Consider the following 24,784-nt stretch of genomic DNA (forward strand, 5'->3'; position numbering starts at 1 on the left):
TTTCTGTTGTCCGTGTGCATCTCAAACCGCCTCGAGCTCTGCCATGAAGTCCTGGAGCTCATCCAGGTCTCCGTCGTTTCGGGTACCGAGACTACCGACCTCTTGTGCAAAGGCCTGCAGGTTCTCTGTCTGGAACAACAACGCGAGTGGCAGGTTCGTACCCAGTTCGATCTGCAGTCGTGCTACCGCCTGGGTTGCCAGCAAGGAGTGGCCCCCCAGCTCGAAGAAGTTGTCGGTAAGAGATACGTTTTCCAGGCCAAGAACTTCAGCCCATACCGCTGCGATCCGCCGCTCCAGCTCCGTTTCCGGCGCCACATGGGCCGCCCGGCGCGGGTTGCCGTCAGGCTGTGGCAAGGCCTTGCGGTCCAGCTTGCCGTTCGGTGTCAGTGGCAGGCGTTCCAACAGCAACAGGTGCGCGGGCACCATGTAGTCCGGCAGGCTGGCCTTCAGTCTGGCGCGCAGGGTGTCAAGCAACGCCGCCCGGGCTTCCTCGCTGGCAACCGACGCTGCATCGGCTGGCACCACGTAGCCCAGCAGTTGCTTGCCGCCCGGCGCATCCAGTGCCAGTACCACGGCTTCGCGGACTGCGTCCTGTTGTTGCAGGCGCGCCTCGATCTCGCCGAGTTCGATACGGAAGCCGCGAATCTTCACCTGATGGTCGATACGCCCGGCATATTCGATGACCCCGTCGGCGTCATAGCGCGCCAGGTCGCCGGTGCGATACAGCCGGCCACCCTGCCCACCGAACGGGTCGGGGATGAAGCGTTCGGCGGTAAGCCCAGGGCGCGCCAGGTAACCACGCGCCAGGCCCGCACCCGCCATGTATAGCTCCCCCACCACCCCTACCGGCAGCGGCGTTCCGGCCTCGCTCAACAGGTACACGGCACTGTTGGAAAGCGGCCGGCCGATATTGGCCTGGCCACCTTGGGTGCGCAGGGTGAAGGTCGAGTAGGTGGTGTCCTCCGAAGGCCCGTACAGGTCGTACACCTTGAGCACATGGCCAGTGCCGTACAGCGCGTCGACCAGCCCCTGCTTGAGGGCCTCCCCCGCCAGGTTGATGATGCGTACACCGGACGGCAGCTGGCCGGTTTCATGCAGCACCTTGATGGCCGATGGCACCGTGTTGACCAGGCGTACCTGGTCTTTGGCCGGCAGGTGCGGCAGCTCCAGGGCATTGGCCGCCAGTACCGCATAACCACCCGAGCCCAGGGTCACGAACAGCTCCCAGACCGACAGGTCGAAACAGATCGATGTGGACGCCAACACGCCGCACAGGTCCTGCTGGCTGTACACCGACTGCGCCCAGCCGATCATTGCCACGGCATTGCGATGCTCGATCTGGACGCCCTTGGGTTTGCCGGTGGAGCCTGAGGTGTAGATGCAGTACGCCAGGTTGTCCGGCGTGCTCACGCACACCGGGTCGGCCGCTTCGTAGCCGTCGAGCAGCAATTGGTCCACCAGCAGCGTGCGCGCCTGGAAGCTGGCCGGCACACGCTCCAGCAGGTGCGACTGCGACAGCAGCAGGATCGACTGGCTGTCTTCGAGCATGTACACCAGGCGGTCCTGCGGGTAGCCAGGGTCGAGCGGCACGTAGGCGCCGCCCGCCTTGAGAATGGCCATCAGCGCGACCACCATGTCCAGGCCACGCTCCATGGCGACACCTACCAGCACCTCCGGGCCCACGCCAGCCTCGCGCAGTTTGTGGGCCAGTTGGTTGGCCCGTACATTGAGCGCGGCATACGTGAGCGTCTGCTCGCCGTGGATAAGTGCCACTGCACCTGGCGCAGAAACCACCTGCGCCTCGAACAGCTGATGGATACAGCGGTCGGCCGGGTAACTGGCCGCCGTGCGGTTCCATTCCTGCACGATACGCTGATGCTGCGCGGTATCGAGCAGCGCCAGGTCGCCGAGTGCAGCACACGGGTCACTCACCAGGGCGTCAAGCAGCGTACCGAAGTGATGGGCCAACTGCTCGATCGCCTCGCTGCTCCAGTGCGCACGGTCATGCCGGTACTGGATAGCCAGGCTGTCGCCAAGGCTCACCAGCACGGTCAGCGGATAGTTGGTCTGCTCGCGCACCTGCACTGGGCCAAACTGCAAGCCACTCGGTGCACCCTGCCGAAGGGCCTCGGACACCGGGTAACTTTCGAACACCACCAGGCTGTCGAACAGGGCTTCACCGCCAAGCCCGGCCCAGCGCTGCACATCGTACAGCGGCGTATGTTCGTATTCACGCATGGCCAGGTTGCTGGCCTGCACCTGCCCGATCCATTGCGCGACGCTCTGTTCGCCTTGCGGTGTACCAACCACCGGCAGGGTGTTGATGAACAAGCCAATCTGCGCCTCCACGCCCGCCAGCTCCGCTGGCCGGCCGGCGACCGTGGCCCCGAAGCAGACCGACGACTGCCCGGTATAGCGCTGCAACAGCAACAGCCAGGTAGCCTGTACCAAGGTGTTGACGGTGACACGCTGGGCACGGGCAAAGGCTTCAACCCGCTCGGTACGCCCTGCATCGAATGCCTGGTGATGAACGTGATGGCCATGGCCATCAGGCTCACCTTTGCGCACGGCCTGGGCCAGGCGCGTCGGCTCGTTGAAGCTGGCCATCTGGCCCTGCCAGAACCGCTCTGCCGCCGCCCCATCCTGGCGCTGCAACCAGGCGATGTAGTCACGGTAGCTGCCCGCCGCTGCCACCACAGGTTTACCGGCATGACGCTGCAACACCTCACCCAGCAACTGCGAGGTGCTCCAGCCATCCATCAGGATGTGATGGCAGGTGAAGATCAGGTGGTGACGTGCCTGCGCCGTACGCACCAGCACCAGGCGCAACAAGGGTGCCTCGACCAGGTCGAAGCCACGCTGCCGGTCGGCATCCGCCAGGCTGTCCAGCGCCCGCGCCAGCTCATCCTCGGCACGCCAGTCATATTCGCTGAACGGCAGTGTCACCTGCTTGCGCACGACCTGCACCGCCTGGCCCAGGTCCCCCTGCCAGATGAAGCTGCTGCGCAGGATGTCGTGGGCCTGCAAGGCAGCATCCCAGGCCTGCCGGAAGGCTTGTACATCCAGGCCATCCACATCCACGCGCATCTGGTTGATGTAGTTGCCGCTGCCTTGCTCGTAGATGCTGTGGAACAGCATGCCCTGCTGCATCGGCGACAGCGGGTAGACGTCGGCGATCTGCGCCACGGCAACCGGCAGCTGGTCGAGCTGCGCCTGGGTCAGGTCGGCCAACGGGAAGTCGGACGGGGTCAGGCCGCGATGTCCACCCTCACAGCAATGCTCGATTATTTCAGCCAAGGCCTGCTGGTAAGCCTGGGCCAGCAGCTCGATGGTTTCGCGGCGATGAATGTCCTGGCTGAAGGTCCACTCCAGGCGTAGCTCGCCGCCATATACCTGACCGTTGACGGTCAACAGGCTGGCCAACGGTGCTTCGGCATCCTGCCTGGCGCCATCGTTCTCCTTGGCGGGGGTGAACAGACCTGCTTCGCCATCGAAGCTGCCGTCGAACTGCCCGAGGTAGTTGAAGACGATCTGGCCTTCAGGCAATGCTGCAAGGGCCTCGCGGCTCGCGGCATCACCGAGGTAGCGCAGCACGCCATAGCCCAGGCCTTTGTCAGGCACGGCGCGCAGCTGTTCCTTGATGGTCTTGATCGAACTTGCCAGGTCTGCCTGCGGGCTCAGCTTTACCGGGTACAGGCTGGTGAACCAGCCCACCGTACGCGTCAGGTCGATACCCGCGAACAGGTCTTCACGGCCATGCCCTTCCAGGCGCACCAGCACTTCGGGCTGGCCGCTCCAGCGGCCAACTGCTTGCGCCAGGGCCGTCAGCAGCAGGTCCATGATCTGCGTGCGATAAGCCACCGAGCAATCCTGCAACAGCCGTCGGGTGCTTGCCACGTCGAGGCGCGTGCTGACCGAAGCCGCATGCTTCAGTTGCCGGCTGCCTTGCGGGTTGTCGCAGGGCAGCATTTCGCTGGCCCCTTGCAACTGCCCCTGCCAGTAGCCCAGTTGCTGCTGCAATGCGGGCGCGGCGGCATAGGTTTGCAAACGCTCGGCCCAGGCTTTGTACGAAGTGGTCTTGGCCGGAAGCTGCAGTGGCTGCCCGGCAGCCAGGGTCTGGTAGGCCTGCTGCAGGTCTTCCAGCAGCACACGCCACGACACACCGTCTACCGCCAGGTGATGGATGACCAAAAGCAGTCGCTGGCTACCGTCAGGCAGCGCAGCGAGCATGGCACGCATCAACGGCCCGTGCTCGAGGTCAAGGCTGCGCTGGGCTTCAGTGGCGGCTTGCTGCAACTGCTCGACGCTGGCGAAATCGCGATGCCACAGCAACTGGGAGTAGCCCGCATCAGCAAATTCAGCCTGCCAGCCCACCCCATGGCCGAACACGCGCAAACGCAGGGCATCGTGATGTTCGAGCAATGCCTGCAATGCCGCATCGAGCGTCGCCGGGGCCAGCGTTTCGCCGGGCGTGAGCAGCACCGACTGGTTCCAGTGATGGCGCACGACAACGGGCTGCTCGAAGAACCAGTGCTGGATCGGCGTGAGCGGCGTCACGCCCGTTACCGCACCCTGATCGATCGATACACTGCCGCCGCGGTTGGCGAGCCGGGCCAATGCCTGCACCGTCTGGGCCTCGAACAGGTCCTTGGGCGTGAACTGGATATCCACCTGGCGCGCACGGCTGACCACCTGCAACGAGATGATCGAATCGCCGCCCAGTTCGAAGAAGTTATCGGTCAGGCCGACCTTCTCCAGCTTCAGCACATCCGCCCAGATCGCCGCGATCTGCTGTTCCAGATCGCTCCGCGGCGCAACGTACTCGCCCTGCAACTGGCTGGCATCCGGCTGCGGCAGGGCCTTGCGGTCCAGCTTGCCGTTCGGCGTCACCGGCAGCTTGCCGAGCAGCAGCAGGTGCGCCGGCACCATGTAATCCGGCAAGCCGGCCTTGAGCGCCTCGCGCAGGCTGTCGCGCAATGCGCCTTCGTCTTGCGTGCTGTCGGCGGGCACCACATAGCCCACCAGCTGCTTGCCGCTTGGCCCGTCCTGGGCCAGCACCACGGCTTCCTGCACACTCGGCAGCTCCAATAGACGCGCCTCGATCTCGCCCAGCTCGATGCGCAGGCCGCGGATCTTCACCTGGTGGTCGATGCGCCCGGCGTAGTCGATCACCCCATCGGCGCGGTAGCGCGCCAGGTCGCCGGTGCGGTACAGGCGCCCGCCATTGTCGCTGAACGGGTCCGGCACGAAGCGTTCGGCGGTCAGCGCCGGGCGTTGGTGGTAACCACGGGCCAGGCCGACACCACCGAGGTACAGCTCGCCGGCACTGCCGCGCACCGCCGGTTGCAGGCTGCCTTCGAGGATGTGGGTCTTGAGGTTGTCGATCGGCTGGCCGATCGGCACGCTGATGCTTTCGTCCGGCTGGCAGGTCCAGTGGGTCACGTCGATCGCCGCCTCGGTCGGGCCGTACAGGTTGTACAGGCCCGCCGCCGGCAGGCGTTGCAGGGTTTGGCGGGCCAGTTCGGCCGGCAACGCTTCACCGCTGCACACCACGCGCTTGAGGCTGACGCAGCTTTCGACCGCTTCGTGGGTCATGAACGCCTGCAGCATCGACGGCACGAAGTGCAGCGTGCTGATGCCGTGGTGGTTGATGGTTTCGACCAGCAGCTGCGGGTCGCGGTGCGCGCCGGGCTGGGCCATGACCAGGCGTGCGCCGGTCATCAGCGGCCAGAAGAACTCCCACACCGACACGTCGAAGCTGAACGGGGTTTTCTGCAGCACGCTGTCGCTGGCGTCCAGCCCGTAGGCCTTCTGCATCCAGCACAGGCGGTTGACCAGCGCCTGATGGCTGTTGCCAGCACCTTTCGGGCGACCGGTGGAGCCGGAGGTGTAGATCACGTAGGCGAGGTTCAGCGGGGCCACGTCGATGTTCGGGTTGGCATCGCTGTAGCCGTCGAAATTCTCGGTGTCCAGGTCCAGGCTGCGCAGGCCGGCCGGGATCGGCAGGGCTTCATGCAGGTGCGACTGGGTCAGCAGCAAGGCGATGCCGCTGTCCTCGAACATGTAGCTCAGACGGTCCTGGGGATATTCCGGGTCCAGCGGCACATAAGCGCCGCCGGCCTTCACGATGCCGAGCAAACCGATGACCATCTCCAGGCTGCGCTCCATGGCGATGCCCACCAGCACATCCGGTCCCACGCCCTGCTCGCGCAGCTTGTGCGCCAGCTGGTTGCTACGGCGGTTGAGCTCGGCATAGCTCAGGGTCTGCTCGCCAAAGGCCAGCGCCGGGGCATCCGGGGTGGCGAACACCTGGGCTTCGATCAGCTGGTGAATGCTGCGCTCGTCCGGGTAGGTCGCCTGGGTTTCGTTCCAGCCTTCGACCATCTGTCGCTGTTCTGGCAGCCCCAGCATTGGCAGCTCGCCAATCACCGCGTCAGCATTCTCCACCAGCGCCTGCAGCAGGTTGGCAAAGTAGCCAGCCAGGCGGCCAATGCTTTCGTCGCTCCACAGCGCACGATCATGGCTGTACTGCATCGACAGCGTGGTGCCCAGTTCCACCACCAGGGTCAGCGGGTAGTTGGTCTGCTCCTGCACGGCCACGTCGCCGAAGCGCAGGCCACCGGGCGCGCCCTGTTGCAGCGCCTCGGCCACCGGGTAGTTCTCGAACACCAGGATGCTGTCGAACAAGGCGTCACCGCCCTGCCCCGCCCAGCGCTGCACATCGTACAGCGGGGTGTGCTCGAACTCGCGCACGGCCAGGTTGCCGGCCTGCACCTGGCCGATCCACTCGGCCACGGTCTGCTCGGCACGCGGGGTGCCGATCACCGGCAAGGTGTTGATGAACAGGCCGATCTGCTCCTCCACCCCCGGCAGGTCTGCCGGGCGGCCGGCGACAGTGGCGCCGAAGCACACGCTGGCCTGGCCGGTGCAGCGTTGCAACAACAGCAGCCAGGCTGATTGCACTAAGGTGTTGACCGTGACCCGGTTGGCCCGGGCGAAGGCTTCGATGCGCGTAGTCTGCTCAGTGTCGAAGGCCAGGCGGTGGTCGCCATGACCGCTACCGCTTGTGCCTGCACTGCCGGCGATGGCCTGGGCCAGGCGGGTCGGCTCGTCCAGGGCGGCAAGCTGGGCTTTCCAGAAGGCTTCGGCAACGGCCGCATCCTGGCCCTGCAGCCAGGCGATGTAGTCGCGGTAGTGCGTGGCCTGGGCCTGCGGCGCCAGGCCGGCATAGCGCTGGAGCACTTCGCCCAACAGGCGCGAGGTGCTCCAGCCGTCCATCAGGATGTGGTGGTTGGTGTAGATCAGGTGGTGGCGGGTATCGCCCGTGCGTACCAGTACCAGGCGCAGCAGCGGCGCGGCAGCAAGGTCGAAACCGCGCTGGCGTTCACCCTCGGCCAGGGCCTGCAATGCCTGCTCCAACGCCGGCTGGCCACGCCAGTCATGCTCGCTGCATGGCAGTTCGACGGCCTTGCGAACCACCTGTACGGCTTGCTCCAGTTCGCCTTGCAGGATGAAACCGCTGCGCAGGATGTCGTGGGCATCGAGCGTGGCCTGCCAGGCCTGGCGGAACCGCTGCACATCCAGCCCCTCCACATCCACGCGCAGCTGGTTGATGTAGTTGCCGGCCTGCTGGTCGTAAAGGGTGTGGAACAACATGCCCTGCTGCATGGGGGACAGCGGGTACACATCGGCGATCTGCCCGGCCTCCAGCGGCAGGCTGTCCAGTTGCGCCTGGGTCAGCGCGGCCAGCGGGAAGTCCGACGGCGTCATGCCCTGGTGCCGCGCATCGCAGCAGTGCTCGACCAGCTCTGCCAAGGCCTGCCCGTAGGCCTGGGCCAGCTTCTCGATGGTGGCCGGGTGATGAACGTCGGCGCTGTAGGTCCACTCCAGGAACAGCTCGCCGCCGTACACCTGGCCGGTGATGCTCAACCAGTTGCCCAGCTGCGCGCCGGCACATTGGGTACGGCCTGCGCTTTCCCCGCTCGGGGTGAACAGGGCGCCGGCCTCGGCATCGAAGCTGGCATCGAACTGGCCCAGGTAGTTGAAGGTGACACGAGCCTGGGCGGCACGCTCGAGCTGGTCACGCACTTCAGCATCGCCGAAGTAACGCAGCAGGCCGTAGCCGAGGCCTTTGTCCGGCACGCCGCGCAGTTGCTCCTTGATTGCCTTGATCGACTGGCCAAGCTCCTGGCCGGGTGTGAGGCGCACCGGGAACAGGCTGGTGAACCAGCCCACGGTGCGGCTGAGGTCGAGGTCTTCGAACAGGTCTTCGCGGCCATGGCCCTCCAGCAGTACCTGCACGTTGTCCTGTGCGCTCCACTGGCACAGGGTGCGCGCCAGCGCGGTCAGCAGCAGGTCGTTGATCTGCGTACGGTAGGCCGCCGGGGCCTGTTTCAGCAGCTTGGCGGTGCGCTCGGCATCCAGCCGTGTGGCGGCGGTACGGGCATGGGTGTTGGCCAGGCTGCCCTGCGGGTTGTCACGCGGTAGTTCGGCGTGGTCGCCGGCCAGCGCCTGCAGCCAGTAGTCGTGCTGTGCTTGCAATGCGGGGCTGCCGGCATGGCTGGCCAGGCGCTCGGCCCAGGCCTTCACCGAGGTGGTCTTGGCGGGCAGGCTCACGGCCTGGCCGTTCAGCAATTGCCGGTAGGCCGCTTGCAGGTCTTCCAGCAACACCCGCCACGATACGCCGTCGACCACCAGGTGATGGACCACCAGCAGCAGGCGCTGCAGCCCATCGGCGAAGTCGAACAGTTCGGCACGCAGCAGTGGCCCGTGCTCCAGGTTCAGGCTGGCCTGCACCTCGTTGCCGGCGGCGTCCAGTTCACTCAGTGCTGCCAGGATGCGCTGGCGCAGCAGTGGTGCATTGTCCAGCGGCTGGAAGCGCGCCTGCCACTGGCTTTCGCCACGGCTGAAGCGCAGGCGCAGGGCATCATGCTGCTCGACCACGGCGCGCAGGGCTGCCTCCAGGTGTTGCACCTGCACCGGGCTGGCCGGCTTGAGCAGCACCGACTGGTTCCAATGCGCCGGCTGGGCGATCTCCATCTCGAAGAAACGCGCCTGGGCCGGCAGCAATGCCAACTCGCCGCTGGTGGCGGTGTCCATGGCTGCGGCCGCAACCGCTTGCTTGGCCTCGATGCGCTTGGCTACCTGGGCCAGCTGGGCGATGGTTTGTTGTTCGAACAGCTGCTTGGGGGTGATCCGGATGCCCTGGCGTTTGGCCCGGGCGATGATCTGCAGGCTGAGGATCGAGTCGCCGCCCAGTTCGAAGAAGTTGTCGGTGCTGCCGACCTGCTCCAGCTTGAGCACATCGGCCCACACTGCAGCCAGCTTCTCCTCGATATCGCCTTGCGGCGCCACATAGCCACGGCTGACCGCGCCCGGTGCCGGCAAGGCGCGCTTGTCGAGCTTGCCGTTGGCGGTCAGCGGCAGGCGCTCCAGCAGCAGTATGTGCGCCGGCACCATGTAGTCCGGCAGGCGTGCCTGCAATTGCGCCTGCAGTTGCTGCACGGTCACGCCTGCGTCGGCCACCCCGTAGGCCACCAGCTGCAAGCGCTCGGCATCGCCCTCCAATGGCAAGGCCAGTACCACGGCCTCGTTGACACCTGGCAGGCCGGCCAGCACCCGGCCGACTTCACCTGGCTCCACGCGATAGCCGCGAATCTTCACCTGGTCGTCGGCACGGCCGATGAACTCGACCAGGCCATCGGCAGTCAGCCGCGCGCGGTCGCCGGTGCGGTACAGGCGGGCACCACCCTCGGTCGGCACGAAGCGTTCGGCGGTCAATGCGGGCTGGCCCAGGTAGCCCTGGGCGACACCCTGCCCGCCTAGGTAAAGCTCACCGGGCACCTGCGCCGCCAACGGGTTGAGGTAGCCATCCAGCACCTGGGCGCAGGCGTTGCCCAGCGGGCGCCCGACCGGCACCGTGCGGCAACCTGGCAGCGGCAGCCCCGGCTCGAAGGTGAGCACGCCGACAGTGGTTTCGGTCGGGCCGTAGTGGTTGATGACCCGGCAGGCCGGGCGCAGTTCGCGGATTTTTTCCAACAGGCCCCAGCTGCATGCCTCACCGCCCAGGATCAATGCCTCGGCGGGCAGCACATCGGCGGCGCGGGCCGCTTGCAGCAAACCTTGCAGGTGGCTCGGCACCAGCTTGAGCACGCCAACCTGGTGCTGCGCCATGTAGCTGGCGAAGCCATCCGGGTCGAACGCCAGTTCCTGTGGCAACAAGTGCAGCAGGCGGCCCGAGGCCAAGGCACCGAACAGCACGGTGTGGCCCAGGTCGGCCGCGGTGGTGGACACCATCGCCATGCTCGCCGCGGCCGGCAGTTGCAGGCGCTCCAGCACCGCCTGGGTGTAGCTGGCCAGCGCCCCGTGGCTGACCACCACGCCTTTCGGCTGGCCGGTCGAGCCCGAGGTGTAGATCAGATAGGCCGGTTGCTCGGCGGCAATGGTCACCTCGACCGGGCTGTCACTGCAGGTTGCCCAGGCGGTGTGATCGCAGGCAATCCGCTGCACGCCGTCCAGGCCGGCGAAGCGCTGGTCGCCCGGCTCATGCAGCAGTATGGCGGCGCCACTGTCGGCAATCAGTTGTTGCAGGCGCTCCTGCGGTTGCTGGGTGTCCAGCGGCAGGTAGGCGGCGCCGGTCTTGAGCACCGCGAGCAAGGCGCCGACCCACTCGATGGAGCGCGGCAGGCACAGGGCGACGATGCTGCCGGCACCGACGCCGTGCTGGCGCAGGTAGTCGGCCAGGCGGTTGGACGCCGCCTCCAGCCCGGCCTGGGTCATGAACCGGTCACCGGCACGCACACCGCCGTGGGCCTGGCCTTGCGCCATTGCCTGGCGCCACAAAGCGAGGAAGTTGCCGTGCGGGTAGGCCTGCGTGGCCGCCGGCAGCAGCGTCGCCACTTGCGGGCTGTCGACGATCGCCTGCTGCGGGTCGCGGATCAGCGCATCCAGCACCTGGCGCAGCGAAGCGGCCATGCGTTCGATGGTGGCCTGCTCGAACAGGTCGGTGGCGTAGGTGAAATAGCCTTCGATGCCGTCGGCCTTGTCCGAGAAGTCGAACGCCAGGTCGAAGCGGGCATCGCCGCCGTCACGGGCAAAGCCTTCCACCTCCAGCGCGCCCAGGCGCTTGCGCCCTGCATCGCTGGCGGCCACGTGCTGGTTGATCTTGAACTGGAACAGCGGGTTGTGGGCCAGGTTGCGCTCGGGCAGCAAGGCATCGACCAGGTGCTCGAACGGCAGCTCCTGGTGCGACTGGGCGCCGCCGATCACGTCTTTGACCTGCTCCAGCAGTGCGGCGAAGGTGGCCCGCTCGTCCACCTGCACGCGCAGCACCTGGGTGTTGATGAAGAAGCCGATCAGGCCTTCCAGCTCCTTGCGGTTGCGCCCGGCGTTCGGGGCGCCGATGCGGATGTCGGCCTGGCCGCTGTAGCGCGACAGCACCACCGCCATGGCCGCCAGTACCAGCACGAACAACGTGTGGCCACCCTTGCGCGCCTGGCTGCGCAGGGCCTCGGCCTGTTCGGCGCCGATGTCCACACGCACCACCGCGCCACGCTGGCTGGGCGTGGCCGGGCGCTCGAAGTCCAGCGGCAGGCTCAGCACCGGCTGCTCGCCGCCCAACTGGGCCTGCCAGTAGGCCAGTTGGCGCTGCGCTTCACCGGCCTCGAGCCAGGCGCGCTGCCAGATGGCGTAGTCGGCGTACTGGATCGGCAACACCGGCAACTCGGCCTGCCGGCCTTCGGCCAGGGCGCTGTACAGCTGGATGAATTCCTGCACCAGCACATCGCTGGACCAGCCGTCGGAGATGATGTGGTGCATGCTCAGCGCCAGCACGTGGTGATCGGCGGCCACGCGCAGCAGGGTCACCCGCAGCAGCGGGCCGCTCAGCAGGTCGAAGGGCTGCTTGAGGGCGGCGTCCACGGCCACGCTCAGCGCTGTCTCATCGGCGGCACCGTCGAGCATCAGCAATTCCAGCGCCAGCGGGCAGTGCTCGAGGATTTCCTGGTAGAACTCGCCCTCCTCCGAGGCAAAGCGCGTGCGCAGCGATTCGTGGCGTTGCACCAGCGCATCCAGCGCCTGCTGCAGCACTGCCTGGTCCAGCGCGCCCTTCAGGCGTACCGCCATCGGTACGTTGTAGGCCGGGCTGTCAGGCTCCAGTTGCCAGAGAAACAGCAGGCGTTGCTGGGCGTACGACAGCGGAATACGCGCCAGGCCCTGGCGCGCGGGCACGATGGGCAGCAGGCGGAAGCTCTGGCCGGTGGCCTGCATCTTTTCCAGGATCTGCTGGCGTTGCTCCACAGGGAGGCCAACGAAACGTTGGGCGATACGTTGTGCGGCAGTGAGTTCCATGTCAGGCCTCTGTGAATGCATTCATCATGTGTTCGATATCGCTCAGGCCATCGTCGGAGAGCGACAGGCCCTGCTCGTCCAGTGCCTGGGCGAACGCGCGTAGTTCGGGGTGGCTGAAGATCAGCCGCAGGGGTATGTCCAGCCCCAGCTCGACGTTGATCCGCGACACTGCCTGGGCCGCCAGCAAGGAGTGGCCACCCAGTTCGAAGAAGTTGTCGCTCAGGCCGACCCGGGCAACGTTAAGCAACTGCGCCCAGATGTTCGCGAGCTGCTGCTGCCGCTCGGTCTGCGGCGCCTGGTAGTCATGCTGTGGCTGGTTCGGGTCGGGCAGCGGCAGCGCCTTGCGGTCGAGTTTGCCGCTGGGGGTCAGCGGCATGCTCGGCAGGGTCACCAGGTAGGCCGGGATCATGTAGTCCGGCAGGCTGGCCTTCAGGTACTGCTTCAGGGCCTGGCGCAGATCGCCGCGGTAGCCTTCGGCCGGCACCGCATAGGCGCATAGCTGCTTGCCACCGGGCAGGTCGATGGCCAGCACGGTGGCTTCGCGAACGTCCGGGTGCGCCCGCAGGTACTGCTCGATCTCGCCCAGCTCGATACGGAAGCCGCGCACCTTCACCTGGTGGTCGACCCGGCCGCGATAGGCCAACTGGCCGTTTTCGTCGTAGCAGCCGAGGTCGCCGGTGCGGTACAGGCGGCCACCGCCAACCGGGTCGAACGGGTCGGGGATGAAACGCTCGGCGGTGAGTGACGGCCGCTGGTGATAACCGCGCGCCAGGCAACCTGCCCCGCCGATGAACAGCTCGCCGGGCACGCCCACCGGCGTCGGCGCCAGGCCATCGTCCAGAGCATGCAGGGTACGCCCCGGCAAGGCACGGCCGATCGGTACGCCGCCCAGGCTGATCTGCTCCACGGTCATCTGCGAACAATCGTAGGTGGTGGCGACCACGGTGGCTTCGGTCGGGCCGTAGGTGTTCAGCAGGCGCACTGCTGGCGGGCCATCGGCCAGCCAGGCGCGCAGGGCATCTTCCGGTACCGCCTCTCCCCCCACGTGAATCTGCTTCAGCCGGCCATAGGCCTCGGGGGCGCGGCGCTCCAGCGCCAGCAGGCGCCAGTAGGCCGCCGGCAGGTCGGCCACGGTCACGCCGTGACGGTTGATCTCGTCCAGCAGGGTGGCGGTGTCCCACAGCCGCAGGTCGCGCAGCACCACACAGGCGCCCTGGGCCAGCGGCGGGAAGAACTGCTCGATGAAGCCATCGAAGCTGATGGTGGCGAACTGCAGCACGCGATCGTCCGGGGTGAGGCGCGAATAGTCGCCGGCCACCTGGCAGAACAGCGACAGGGCCTGGTGGTCGATGGCCACGCCCTTGGGCATGCCGGTGGAGCCGGAGGTGTAGATGACGTAGGCGAGGTTGTGCGGTGCCACCAGGTTGGCCAGCGGTTCGGCGGGCCAGGCTTGCAGCCACTCGGTGCCCGGCTCCAGTACCACGCAGGGCAGTTGCTTGCCCAGTTGCAGGCGCTCACGCGAGGGCGCGTCGGCCAGCAGCAGGCCGATATTGCTGTCCTCGACCATGTAGGCCAGGCGTTCTCGCGGGTAGTCCGGGTCCAGTGGCACATAGGCGCCACCCGCCTTGTGAATGGCGATCAGCGCCAGGGCCATGCCCAGGCCGCGCTCGACAGCCACGCCAACCAGGCAGTCCGGCCCCACACCCAGCGCCCGAAGGCGGTGAGCCAGCTGGTTGCTGCTGCGGTCCAGTTCGGCGTAGGTCATCTGCTGGTCGTCGAAGATCAGCGCCAGCGCATCCGGCCGCTCGTGGGCCTGTCGCGCCAGCAGCTGGTGCGCACACAAGCCGCTGCCAGCCTGGGGCGCCGGGTTCCAGCCGTGGGTCAGCTGCTGGCGTTCGCTACTGCCAAGGAAGTCCAGCTCGGCAATGCAGCATTGTGGTTCGGCGCAGATGGCTTCCAGCAGTGCTTGCCAATGCCCGGCCATGCGCTCGATACGCGCGGCATCGAACAGGTCGGTGCAATAGTTGAACGAGGCCGTCACGCCATCGGAGCGCTCCAGGGTGTTGAGCGATATGTCGTACTGCGCGCCCGGCTCCAGCAGGTCCACTTCCTTGACCTGCAGGCCGTGCAGGGCATCGCTGGACACCTGCTCGCCGAGGTCGCGCAGGTGGTTGTACAGCACCTGGAAGATCGGGTTCACACCCTGGTCACGCTCCGGATACAGCGCCTCGGCTACTTCGAGGAACGGCACATCCTTGTTGGCCTGGGCCTGCAGGGTGGTCTCCTTGATCGCCGCCAGCAGCTGCGAGAACGGCTGGCTGCCATCGACACGGATACGAGCCACGACCACGTTGATGAAGAAGCCGATCAGCCCCTCAAGCTCCAGGCGGTTGCGGTTGGTGACCGGCACGCCAATGTTGAGCGTGCCCTTGCGGCTGTAGCGCGACAGCACGATGGCATAGGCCGCCAGGAACACATGGAACAATGTGGCGTTGGATGCCACCGCCAGTGCCCGCAGGCGCTCGGTGAGGGCTTGTGGCAGGCGCACGTCGAAGCGGCTGCCCTGGTAGCTTTTGACCTGCGGGCGAATGCGGTCGGCAGGCAGTTCCAGCACTTCGAAGTCGTCTTCCAGGCGGGCCTTCCAGTAGTCGATCTGCGCCTGCATCTGCCCCTCGGCCAGCCACTTGCGCTGCCAGGCGGCGAAGTCGGCGTACTGCACCGGCAGCGGCTCGACGGCTTGCGCCTGGCCCGTGGCGGCGGCGTTGTAGGCAGCGGCGAACTCGCGCACCAGCAGGCTCATCGACCAGCCATCGGAGACGATATGGTGCAAGGTCAGCGACAGCAGGTGCTCCTGCGCATGCACCCTGAACAAGCGTGCGCGCAGCAGCGGGCCGTGCTCCAGGTCGAACGGGACGAAGGCTTCGGCTTCCAGCTTGCGCATCTGCGCGGCGTGGTCCTGGCCGCTGAGGTCTTCGAAACCGATCGCTACCGTGGCAGCCGGCAGGATGCGCTGCCAAGGCAGGCCGTCGGCCTCGACGAACACCGTGCGCAACGATTCGTGGCGGGTTACCAAGGCATCCAGCGCAGCCTGCACGGCGCAGTGGTCGAGGTGGCCCTGCATGCGCACGGCCATCGGCGTGTTGTAGGCCAGGCTTTCGGGGTTGAGCTTCCAGAACAGCCACTGGCGGTTTTGCGAGCGGGACACCGGCAGTGGTTGCTGGCGATCGAGGATCTCGATGTCCAGGCCTGCGCCCTGCTCGCCTTCGGCCACTGCCTGGGCAAAGGCCTGCAGGTCGACGGTGTCGAACAAGCTGCGCAGCGGAATATCCACGCCTAATTGCTTGCGTATCCGCGATACCGCCTGGGTGGCCAGCAGCGAATGGCCGCCAAGGGCAAAGAAGTTGTCGCCCAGGCCTACCTGCGGTACTTGCAGGACTTGCGCCCAGATCTGTGCCAATTGCGTTTGCAGCGGGGTCTGCGGCGCCTGATAGGCCACCTGGGTGGCGGCGGGTTCCGGCAGTGCCTTGACATCGACCTTGCCGTTGACCGTGACCGGCAGGTGCTCCAGCACCATCAGGTGGGTCGGCACCATGTGTTCGGGCAGCAGGCGCTTGAGGCTGGAGCGGATCGTTTCCTGCCAGGCCAGGCTATCGGCCGGCATCTGGCTGGGCACCAGCCAGGCAGCCAGTTGCAGTTGCGGCCCCTGGCCATGCACGCGCACCAGGGCATTGGCGACACCGCCCAGGGCACGCAGCTGGTTTTCGATTTCGGCCAGTTCCACGCGATAGCCACGGACCTTGACCTGGCCATCCATGCGCCCGGCGAACTGCAGGTCGCTGCCTTGGCGAACCCAGTCACCGCTGCGGTACAGGCGCTGGCCGTGGCCGCTCGGGTCGGGAACGAAGCGCTCGGCGGTGAGTGCCGGGCGGTTCAGGTAGCCGCGGGCCAGGCCGGCGCCACCGATGTACAGCTCGCCCTTGGCTTTGGCCGGCAGGGGTTGCAGGCAGCGGTCGAGCACCGCGACGCAAGTATTGGCCAGTGGCTGGCCGAGGCTGGCCTGCCCGTTCAGTTCGGCGACCAGCACACCGACGGTGGTCTCGGTCGGGCCGTAGTGGTTGAACACCTTGAGCGCCGGGGCCAGGTTGCGGACCTTGCCCAGCAGGCTCGGGCTGATGGCCTCGCCGCCGAGCACCAGGCACTGTGCCGGCAGCGCCGAGCGGCCGGCCACCAACATGGCCTCCAGGTGCGACGGTACGATCTTCAGCGCGTCTACCTGGTGCTCGGCCAGGTAGGCGGCGAAGCCTTCGGCATCCAGCACCTGCTCGCGTAGCAGCAAATGCAGGGTATGGCCGCCGCACAAGGCACCGAACAGCATGGTGTGGCCGAGGTCGGCAGCCGGGGTCGAGACCTGGGCCATGCTGCGGATACGCTCGAGCGGCAGGCGCGCGGCGATGCCTTCGACGTAGTTGGCCAGGGCGCCGTGGCTGATCGCCACGCCCTTGGGCTGGCCGGTGGTGCCGGAGGTATAGATCACGTAGGCCAGGTTGGCCGGCGCCGGGGCGATGCGGGCGGCGCTGCCGTTGCCGGTTTGCGCCCAGTCCAGGCGCTGCACGCCCTCGGGCAGTTCGGCCTGCCAGTTACCGGGCGCCAGTACCAGGCGCGTGCCGCTGTCGGCAAGCATGTAGGCCAAGCGTTCGGCCGGCTGCTCGGGCTCCAGTGGCAGGTAGGCGCCACCGGCCTTGAGCACGCCGAGGATACTGGCGAGCATGCCGACACTGCGGTCGGCCAGCACGCCGACCAGTGTGTCCGGCCCTGCTCCGGCTTCCACCAGCCGGCCTGCAATGGCTTCGGCGCGGGCATCGAGTTCGGCGAAGCTGGCCTGCTCGCCCGCAGCCATCACCGCCGTGCGCTCGGGGTGGCGGCTGGCGGCGGCGGCAAAGCGCTGGTGAACCAGCAGCGTTGCGTCAGCCTGCGCAGGCGCGCCAATGGCAGGGGCCAGGCCTGGCAATTGCAACTCGCCAACTGCGCCAGCCGCTTCGTCGGCCAATGCCTGCACCAGGGCTAGCCACTGCTCGCCAAGGGCTTCGACGGTGGCCGTATCGAACACGTCGGTCGCATAGGTGAACGCTGCATGCAGCTGCCCCGCTCGCTCATGGGTATCCAGCGCCAGGTCGAAGCGGGCGCTGTGCTTTGCCAGCACGACTGGCGCCAGGCTCAGGCCGGAGCGGGTCTCGATGGCTTGCACATCCGCCACCTGCGCCTGGTGGTTGAACAGCACACGGAACAGCGGGCTCTCGCTGCTGCGCGGCAGGTCCAGGGCTTCGACCAGTTGCTCGAACGGCAGGTCCTGGTGGCTTTGAGCGCCTAGGGCGGTTTCGCGCACGCGCTGGAGCAGGCCGGTGATGTCCAGCAGTGGGTCGATTTCGGTGTGCAATACCTGGGTATTGATGAAGCAGCCGATCAGCCCTTGGCTTTCGGCGCGGTTGCGGTTGGCGATGGGCACGCCGACACGGATCGCCGACTGGCCGCTGTAGCGCTGCAGTAGCAGCTTGAAGGCGGCCAGCAGGACCATGAACAGGGTGACGTTATGCTTGCGTGCCAGACCGCGCAGCCGTTCGACGACATCTGCGGCGATGGGGAACTCGTGACGCGCGCCACGATAGCTGGGGCGGCCCTCGCGGCTGCGGTCCAATGGCAGCTCCAGCGGCGAATGGTCATCGCCCAGGCGCGCCTGCCAGTAGGCCAGCTGGCGCTCCTGCTCACCGGCCTGGAGCCAGCTGCGCTGCCACAGGGCGTAGTCGCGGTACTGGATCGGCAGCGGTTCCAGGTGGGCTTCGCTGCCGGCCACGGCGGCGTCGTACAGGTGCATGAATTCGTCGATCAGCACGTTCATCGACCAGCCGTCGGCGACGATGTGGTGCAGGGTAAGCAGCAGGATGTGCTCCTGTGCCGCCAGTTGCAGCAGGCGCACCCGCAACAGCGGGCCGCTGGCCAGGTCGAAGGGGGCCAAGGCTTCGGCTTCGGCGATGGTTTCGACGGCGGCCTGACGGGCGCACTCGTCCAGGCCGGCCAGGGCATCCTGGTGCAGCTGCAACGGGGCGGCGCTGGCCTCGACCTGCTGGCGCACGTCATCGCCGTCGGCGACGAAGCGGGTGCGCAGGGTTTCGTGGCGGGCCACCAGGGCATCGAAGGCGTGCTGCAGGGCGGCCAGGTTCAGCGAGCCATTCAGGCGCACGGCCATGGGCAGGTTGTACGCCGCGCCTTGCGGGTCGAGCTGCCAGAGGAACCACATGCGCCGCTGGGCGTACGACAGCTGGTCACGCTCGGCCACCTCCACCCCGGGCGCAATCGGCAGCACGGAAAAATCCATGCCCTCGCCCTGCAGCGCCTTGAGGAACAGGCGGCGCTTGTCGGGGCTGAGTTCGATGAAGCGGCGGGCGAGCTTGAGCGTTTGGTCGGCATTCATGTCGAGCGGTGTCCTGGCAGTCGAGCGGTAACTGTCAGACGAAGGTGTGGTGGGTTGATTTAGTGGAGGATTCCTGGGCTCGGGGAGTCGCCTTGTCGGACCTCTTCGCGGGTAAACCCGCTCCCACAGGGTCATCACCGACCTCAGTGTCAGTACAGTACCTGTGGGAGCGGGATTACCCGCGAAGCAGGCAGCGCGATGGATGGCACGGGCTGCGCCCGTGTTCGCGGGCACGCCCGCTCCCACAGGAGTTGTGCATACCCTGCGGCATTCTGCTTAACCTCAGGCATGCACAATCCCTGTAGGAGCGGCTTTAGCCGCGAAAGGGCCAGCCCAGCCAATACAAGGATCAGCGCAGCAAACCCAACTCGGCATCATCCAGCAGCGCCTTGGCCATGGCTGCAAAGTAATGCGAAGCCCAGAGCATCTGCTGATCGCCGTCCATCAAACCGGTCAGTGACAAGTCGCGTGCATAGCCCATCAACTCCGAGGCTTGCTCCCGGGCGCTGCGGCAGGGGATGCCCTCAGCGATACGGAACAGCGGATGGGTTTGGCCTTCGCCTTGGTAGAAGTAGGTGACACCGGGGGTGGTTTTGGTTTCGTCGGTCATTGTTTTTCCTGAATGCTCGGTGACCGCCTCTTCCGTTTCCACAGGAAGGGTGGCGGCTGTACACGGGGTGGAAACCCGAGTGCATTCAAGGAAAACTCGGTAGGCACGAGGCCTCCCGGGTACAGCCGCCATGAACGACATAACCTGAAATGCTTGCTGCAGGTTTCCACACCCGATCGCTGAACCGTCAGCGACGGGCAAAGCCTAGAGTGCGGGATTTGCAGGAACAATCAGACGCGTGTCGACAGAGGTTGTAGGGTATTTCGCAGGAGGTGGAGTTGCCAGTCCCGAGGCGTAGGAAGAGTCTGGGATTGTTGTAGGTTGCTGGGGGCATGTCTTGAGAATGCGTCAGGGCTGACAGGTGTTCGCCATGACAGGTTCAGCGCCTATGAGATCGAGCGCCGCCCGCGCGGCGCTTCGCAGCACAAGGCTGCTCCTACATCTGTTTCGGGCCAGTTATTCCTGCGATACAAGCACGCGGCCCCTTGGCGTTCACCTCGATATCGTGTCAGAAAAACAAGGCGGTCGCGTGCACTGGCACAGGCGTTACTGGCCCGAAACAGATGTAGGAGCAGCCTTGTGCTGCGAAGCGCCGCGCGGGCGGCGCTCGATCTCACAGGCGCTGCAAAACCCAAGGCATGCACCTGTCAGCCCAACACCTCGCTATACCCCTGCGCCATCGCCACCACCACCTTGCGCTTGCCGGTAAACGGCGACCGCGCATGCGCCGCAAGCATGTTGTCCAGCATCAGCACATCATTCTCCAGCCAAGGAAAGCTGATGGTGCATTCGTCCAGCACCCCGCGCACTTCATCGAGCAGCGAATCCTCGATGGTCGTACCGTCGCCGTAGTACACGTTACGCGGCAGGTCCTCTTCCTCGACGATGTCCATCAACGACTCGCGCACTTCTGGCTGCAGGTTCGACACATGGAACAGGTGCGCCTGGTTGAACCACACATCCTCCCCGGTCACCGGGTGGCGCGCCACCACCTGGCAGCGCTGGCGGGTGCGCAATTCGCCGTCATCCTTCCAGATGCACTCGATGGCATGCGCCCGGCAATAGGCCTCGACCTGGCGCGGATCTTCAGTGTTGAACACCTGCGACCATTCCACATCAAGGCCGTTGCCGTAGTTACGCACGTACATCAGCCCCTTCTCCACCAGCCGCTCACGAATGCGCGCCGGCATGCGCCGGTACACCTCGCGGCTGTCGGCAATCGGCGTCTCGCCACCGGTCTCGGCGGGGATCACGCTGTAGAACCAGATCTTCATCGGCCATTCCAGGGTATAGGCCTGCTCGTTGTGCAGGGGGATGCTCTGGTGCGCCGGGTATTCGGTGGAGGTGTACACGCCCTTGGTCACGTTGCTGCGCGGGGTGGAGCCAAACTCGTAGTTGAGCAGCGGGTGACCGAAAGAAGCAGCGAACTGGCGGAAAGCTTCGGCGCCCCCCACCTCGAAGCCGCGAAACAGGATGCCGCCAGCCTGCAGCAGGTGCCGGTCCACCAGCGGCTGCAACTCGGCAAAGGCTTCCAGCAGGTCGATGCCCGGCTCCGGCGCGTGCACCAGCAGCGGCAGGTTGCCGCGCGCGGCGTCCAGGGGTTCGATCGCAAAGCTCAGCAGTTCACTCATGTCCGGTCACCTCAGGCCAGGGCCGCATAGGCGGCGAAATCGGGATGTGCGCCATGTCGGCGCCTGACTGAATGAACGAGCGGGCGATGGGGAAATTCACCTGGGCCGCACACACAGGTAAAGCCGGCGCGCGCCGGTTCGTCTGAACGATGTGCACCCTTCTATCGCCCAGGAACCGTACATGACTCGCCAGCTTCTGCTCCTCGCCCTGCTCGCCGTGGCCCCTGCCGCCTGGTCGGCGCAGCCATGCGCCGTGGAAATTCATGGCACCGACCAGATGACCTTCGACAAGGCCGCCATCACCGTGCCCAAGGCCTGCGCCGTGTTCACCGTCACGCTCACCCACCCTGGCGACATGCCGAAGAACGTGATGGGCCACAACTGGGTGCTGAGTACCCAGGCCGACATGCAAGGCGTGCTCGACGACGGCCAGAAAGCCGGCGAGGCACTGGACTACGTGAAGCCCGGCGACACCCGGGTGATCGCCCACACCCGCCTGATCGGCGGCGGTGAAACAGACAGCGTCAGCCTCGACACCCGATCGCTGAAGGCAGGTACCGCGTACAGCTTCTACTGCTCGTTCCCGTTCCACAGCACCTTGATGAAAGGCTCCCTGACCCTCGGCAGCTGACCCGGCCCCCACCTCACCAGCGAGATCACGCTTCATGAAAACCTCCTCCCCCGGGGCCATCCGCGAATTGCTGGGCCTGCTGAAACCCTACCGCCCGGCGGTAATCGTCTCGGTGCTGCTGGGCATGCTCGGCGGCCTGGCCGTGACCGCCCTGCTGGCCACCGTCAACCAGGGCCTGCATGCCGCTGGCGGCATGAGCCAGGGCGTGATCCTGGCCTTCGCCGGCCTGTGCGTGCTGGCCCTGGTCAGCAGCGTGGCGGCCGACAGCGGCACCAACTACGTTGGGCAGAAAGTCATCGCCAGGCTGCGCAAGGACCTCGGCGCCAAGGTGCTGTCGGCGCCGATCGAGCAGATCGAGCGCTACCGCACCCACCGCCTGATCCCGGTGCTGACCCGCGACGTCGACACCATCAGCGACTTTGCCTTCGCCTTCGCCCCGCTGGCCATCTCGCTTACTACCGTGACTGGCTGCATGGCCTACCTGGCCTGGCTGTCGTGGCCGATCTTCCTCATCACCCTGGCGGCCATCGGCATTGGCAGTGGCATTCAATACGTGGCCAGGCAAAAAGGGGTGGCCGGCTTCAACGCCGCCCGCGATGCCGAAGACAACCTGCAGAAGCACTACTCGGCCATCGCCGAGGGCGCCAAGGAGCTGCGCATCGACCGCCGCCGCCGCCATGCCATGCTGACCCGCAACATCCAGGGCACCGCCGACTTCATCGCCAACACCCATATCCGCGCCATCAACATCTTCGTCGCGGCCAAGAGCCTGGGGTCGATGCTGTTCTTCGTGGTCATCGGCCTGACCCTGGCCCTGCAATCGCTATGGCCGAGCAACGACCCGGCGGTGATGAGCGGCTTCGTGCTGGTGCTGCTGTACATGAAAGGCCCGCTGGAAACCTTGATCGGCAACCTGCCTATCCTTGGCCGCGCCCAGGTGGCGTTCCGCCGCATTGCCGACCTGTCCGAGCGCTTCTCCTCGCCCGAGCCGCACCTGCTGCTGGAGCCGCCAGTCAAGCGCCCTGCCCCGGCCAGCGCGCATCTGGAGCTGCACAACGTCGAGTACGCCTACCCGCCAGTGGACGGCAACGAGCCGTTCCGCGTGGGGCCGGTGAACCTGAGCATCGAACCGGGCGAGATCCTGTTCATCGTCGGTGAGAACGGCTGCGGCAAGACTTCGCTGATCAAGCTGCTGCTCGGCCTATACACCCCGCAACGCGGCGAAGTGCGCCTGAACGGCAAGGCTGTCGGCCCGGAGGGGCTGGATGACTATCGCCAGCTGTTCACCACGGTGTTCGCCGACTACTACCTGTTCGACGACCTGCCCGAGCATGAACACAGCCTGTCCAGCGATGCCACGCGCTACCTGGAGCGGCTGGAGATCGCCCACAAGGTGAGCGTGCGCGATGGTGCCTTTACCACCACCGACCTGTCGACCGGCCAGCGCAAGCGCCTGGCACTGGTCAATGCCTGGCTGGACGGGCGACCGGTGCTGGTGTTCGACGAATGGGCGGCGGACCAGGACCCGACCTTCCGCCGGGTGTTCTACACCGAGCTGCTGCCGGACCTGAAGCGTTTGGGCAAGACCATCATCGTGATTTCGCATGATGACCGGTATTTCGATACGGCGGACAAGGTGGTGCACCTTAGCCGGGGGAAAGTGGTGAAGGCGTTGGAGCCGGCTTGAAGCAGCAAAGGGGGGCTGCGCGCCCCCTCATCAAACACGATCTATAATCGCTCTATAGTCTGTCTATAATTCCCTATAAACACCGCCCCTGTCAGATCTATAATGCCTCTATAATCAATCTATAATCGACTATAAATTGAAACGGAGGGGCCGAGATGCCTGAAACTGTCTATCACCGTCCGGCGCTTGCATCCCGCCTGTCGAAATTGATCCTGCAAGTCGCCGTGGGCAGCGCAGCAAGCTCTGGTGTGTTTCTCGCTGCGCCACGACGTACCGGGAAATCCACCTTTGCCCGCGAAGACCTGCGCCCGGCCCTCGAAACAGCCGGGGCCATTGTGCTGTATGCCGATCTGTGGAAAGACCTGACCAAAGATCCCGGGCAAGTCATCGTAGAAGCGGTGCGTGAGGCGGTCGGGCGTAACGAAGGCTTCATCACGCGGCTGGCAAAGTCATCTGGCATGGAGAAGGTCACTGTCGGCGGCCTGAATTTCAGCGTGGACAAGATCGGGCTGGGGCAAGATGTCGACCTTACCACCGCCCTGGCGGCGCTCTCCGATGAGTCCCGCAAGATCATCGTGCTGATCATCGACGAAGCACAGCATGCAATCACGACCGAGCAAGGAATAGCGGCGCTGTTCGCCCTCAAGGCAGCCAGAGACGAACTCAACAGTTCGAAGCACCATGGCTTGCGCATCGTCTGCACCGGTTCAAACCGGGACAAGCTGGCCATGCTGCGCAACAGCAAGGACCAGGCGTTCTTCGGCGCCTCCATGGTGCAGTTCCCGACCCTGGACCAGGACTTCATCGACTGGCTGTGCGCCAATATCGACCTGCCATGCGCACTCGATTCAACGGAGGTGTTTCAGCTCTTCAAGGAAAGCGGCTATCGCCCAGAGCTATTGGGTGCGGCCGCGGATGAAATCCGCTTCGACTTCGGCATTGAACCCGAGGCCATTCCGGCACGCTTCAGAGAGCTTGTTCAGGCACAAGCCAATGACTTGAACGCAAACCTGAAAAAGGTGATCCACAGCCTCACGCCTATCCAGGCTGCGGTTCTACGTGTCATGTGCGCAAAGGGGAACGACTACGCGCCGTTCGAGGCCCCGACCCTGGCACTTTACGCCAAAGCGATGGAACAGGCTGGCGTGGATGCGAGCGAAGTGAAGGCCGAGGTACCGGGGGTGCAGCAAGCGCTCATCGCCTTGCAGGACAAGAACCTGGTGTGGAAAGCATCGCGGGGGGTGTACGCGGTAGATGAACAGGTGATAGTCGATATCGTGCGAGCGGACGGTTTGCTGGAAGGTCTTGCCTGAGTGGTTTTCTGAGAGGATGCCGGGGGCGCTTTGCGCCCCTATCGCGACACAAGGCTTCTACAGGAGTACGCAATCACCTGTAGCAGCGGCCTTGTGTC

At 65.8% G+C, this 24,784-nt stretch carries 7 protein-coding genes; 3 read left to right on the top strand and 4 right to left on the bottom strand.

Features of this window, described 5'->3' with window-relative positions:
* Window positions 1-21: 21 nt before the first annotated feature.
* From AC2T3R_RS19575 to AC2T3R_RS19590, 4 genes are all read right to left on the bottom strand, one after another.
* Entirely contained in the window at window positions 22-12,348 is a 12,327-nt protein-coding gene (locus tag AC2T3R_RS19575) for a non-ribosomal peptide synthetase (RefSeq protein ID WP_486744138.1), read from the bottom strand.
* A 1-nt stretch (window position 12,349) separates the two neighbouring features.
* Window positions 12,350-18,814 (bottom strand): amino acid adenylation domain-containing protein, encoded by a 6,465-nt coding sequence (locus AC2T3R_RS19580; RefSeq protein WP_486744139.1) that lies wholly within the window; start codon window positions 18,812-18,814, stop codon window positions 12,350-12,352.
* Between the two features lie 349 nt (window positions 18,815-19,163).
* Complete coding sequence (locus tag AC2T3R_RS19585) at window positions 19,164-19,424, bottom strand: DUF3077 domain-containing protein (protein WP_015271332.1); 261 nt, start codon at window positions 19,422-19,424, stop codon at window positions 19,164-19,166.
* A gap of 647 nt (window positions 19,425-20,071) precedes the next feature.
* A complete protein-coding gene (locus AC2T3R_RS19590; RefSeq protein WP_486744140.1) occupies window positions 20,072-21,055 on the bottom strand; it encodes a TauD/TfdA family dioxygenase in 984 nt (327 codons plus the stop codon).
* A 181-nt stretch (window positions 21,056-21,236) separates the two neighbouring features.
* On the opposite strand from AC2T3R_RS19590, the gene azu reads away from it, so the two are divergent.
* The 3 genes from azu to AC2T3R_RS19605 all read left to right on the top strand — a co-directional run bounded on the left by azu (window position 21,237) and on the right by AC2T3R_RS19605 (window position 24,686).
* Window positions 21,237-21,686, top strand: coding sequence for an azurin (azu, locus tag AC2T3R_RS19595; RefSeq protein WP_486744142.1), 450 nt, complete (start codon window positions 21,237-21,239; stop codon window positions 21,684-21,686).
* 34 nt (window positions 21,687-21,720) lie between these two features.
* Entirely contained in the window at window positions 21,721-23,373 is a 1,653-nt protein-coding gene (locus AC2T3R_RS19600; protein ID WP_486744143.1) for a cyclic peptide export ABC transporter, read from the top strand.
* 155 nt (window positions 23,374-23,528) lie between these two features.
* Window positions 23,529-24,686, top strand: a complete 1,158-nt coding sequence (locus AC2T3R_RS19605) for an ATP-binding protein (RefSeq protein ID WP_102083962.1) — start codon at window positions 23,529-23,531, stop codon at window positions 24,684-24,686.
* Window positions 24,687-24,784 lie beyond the last annotated feature (98 nt).

The sequence above is a fragment of the Pseudomonas sp. PVC-5-1 genome (assembly GCF_057444345.1).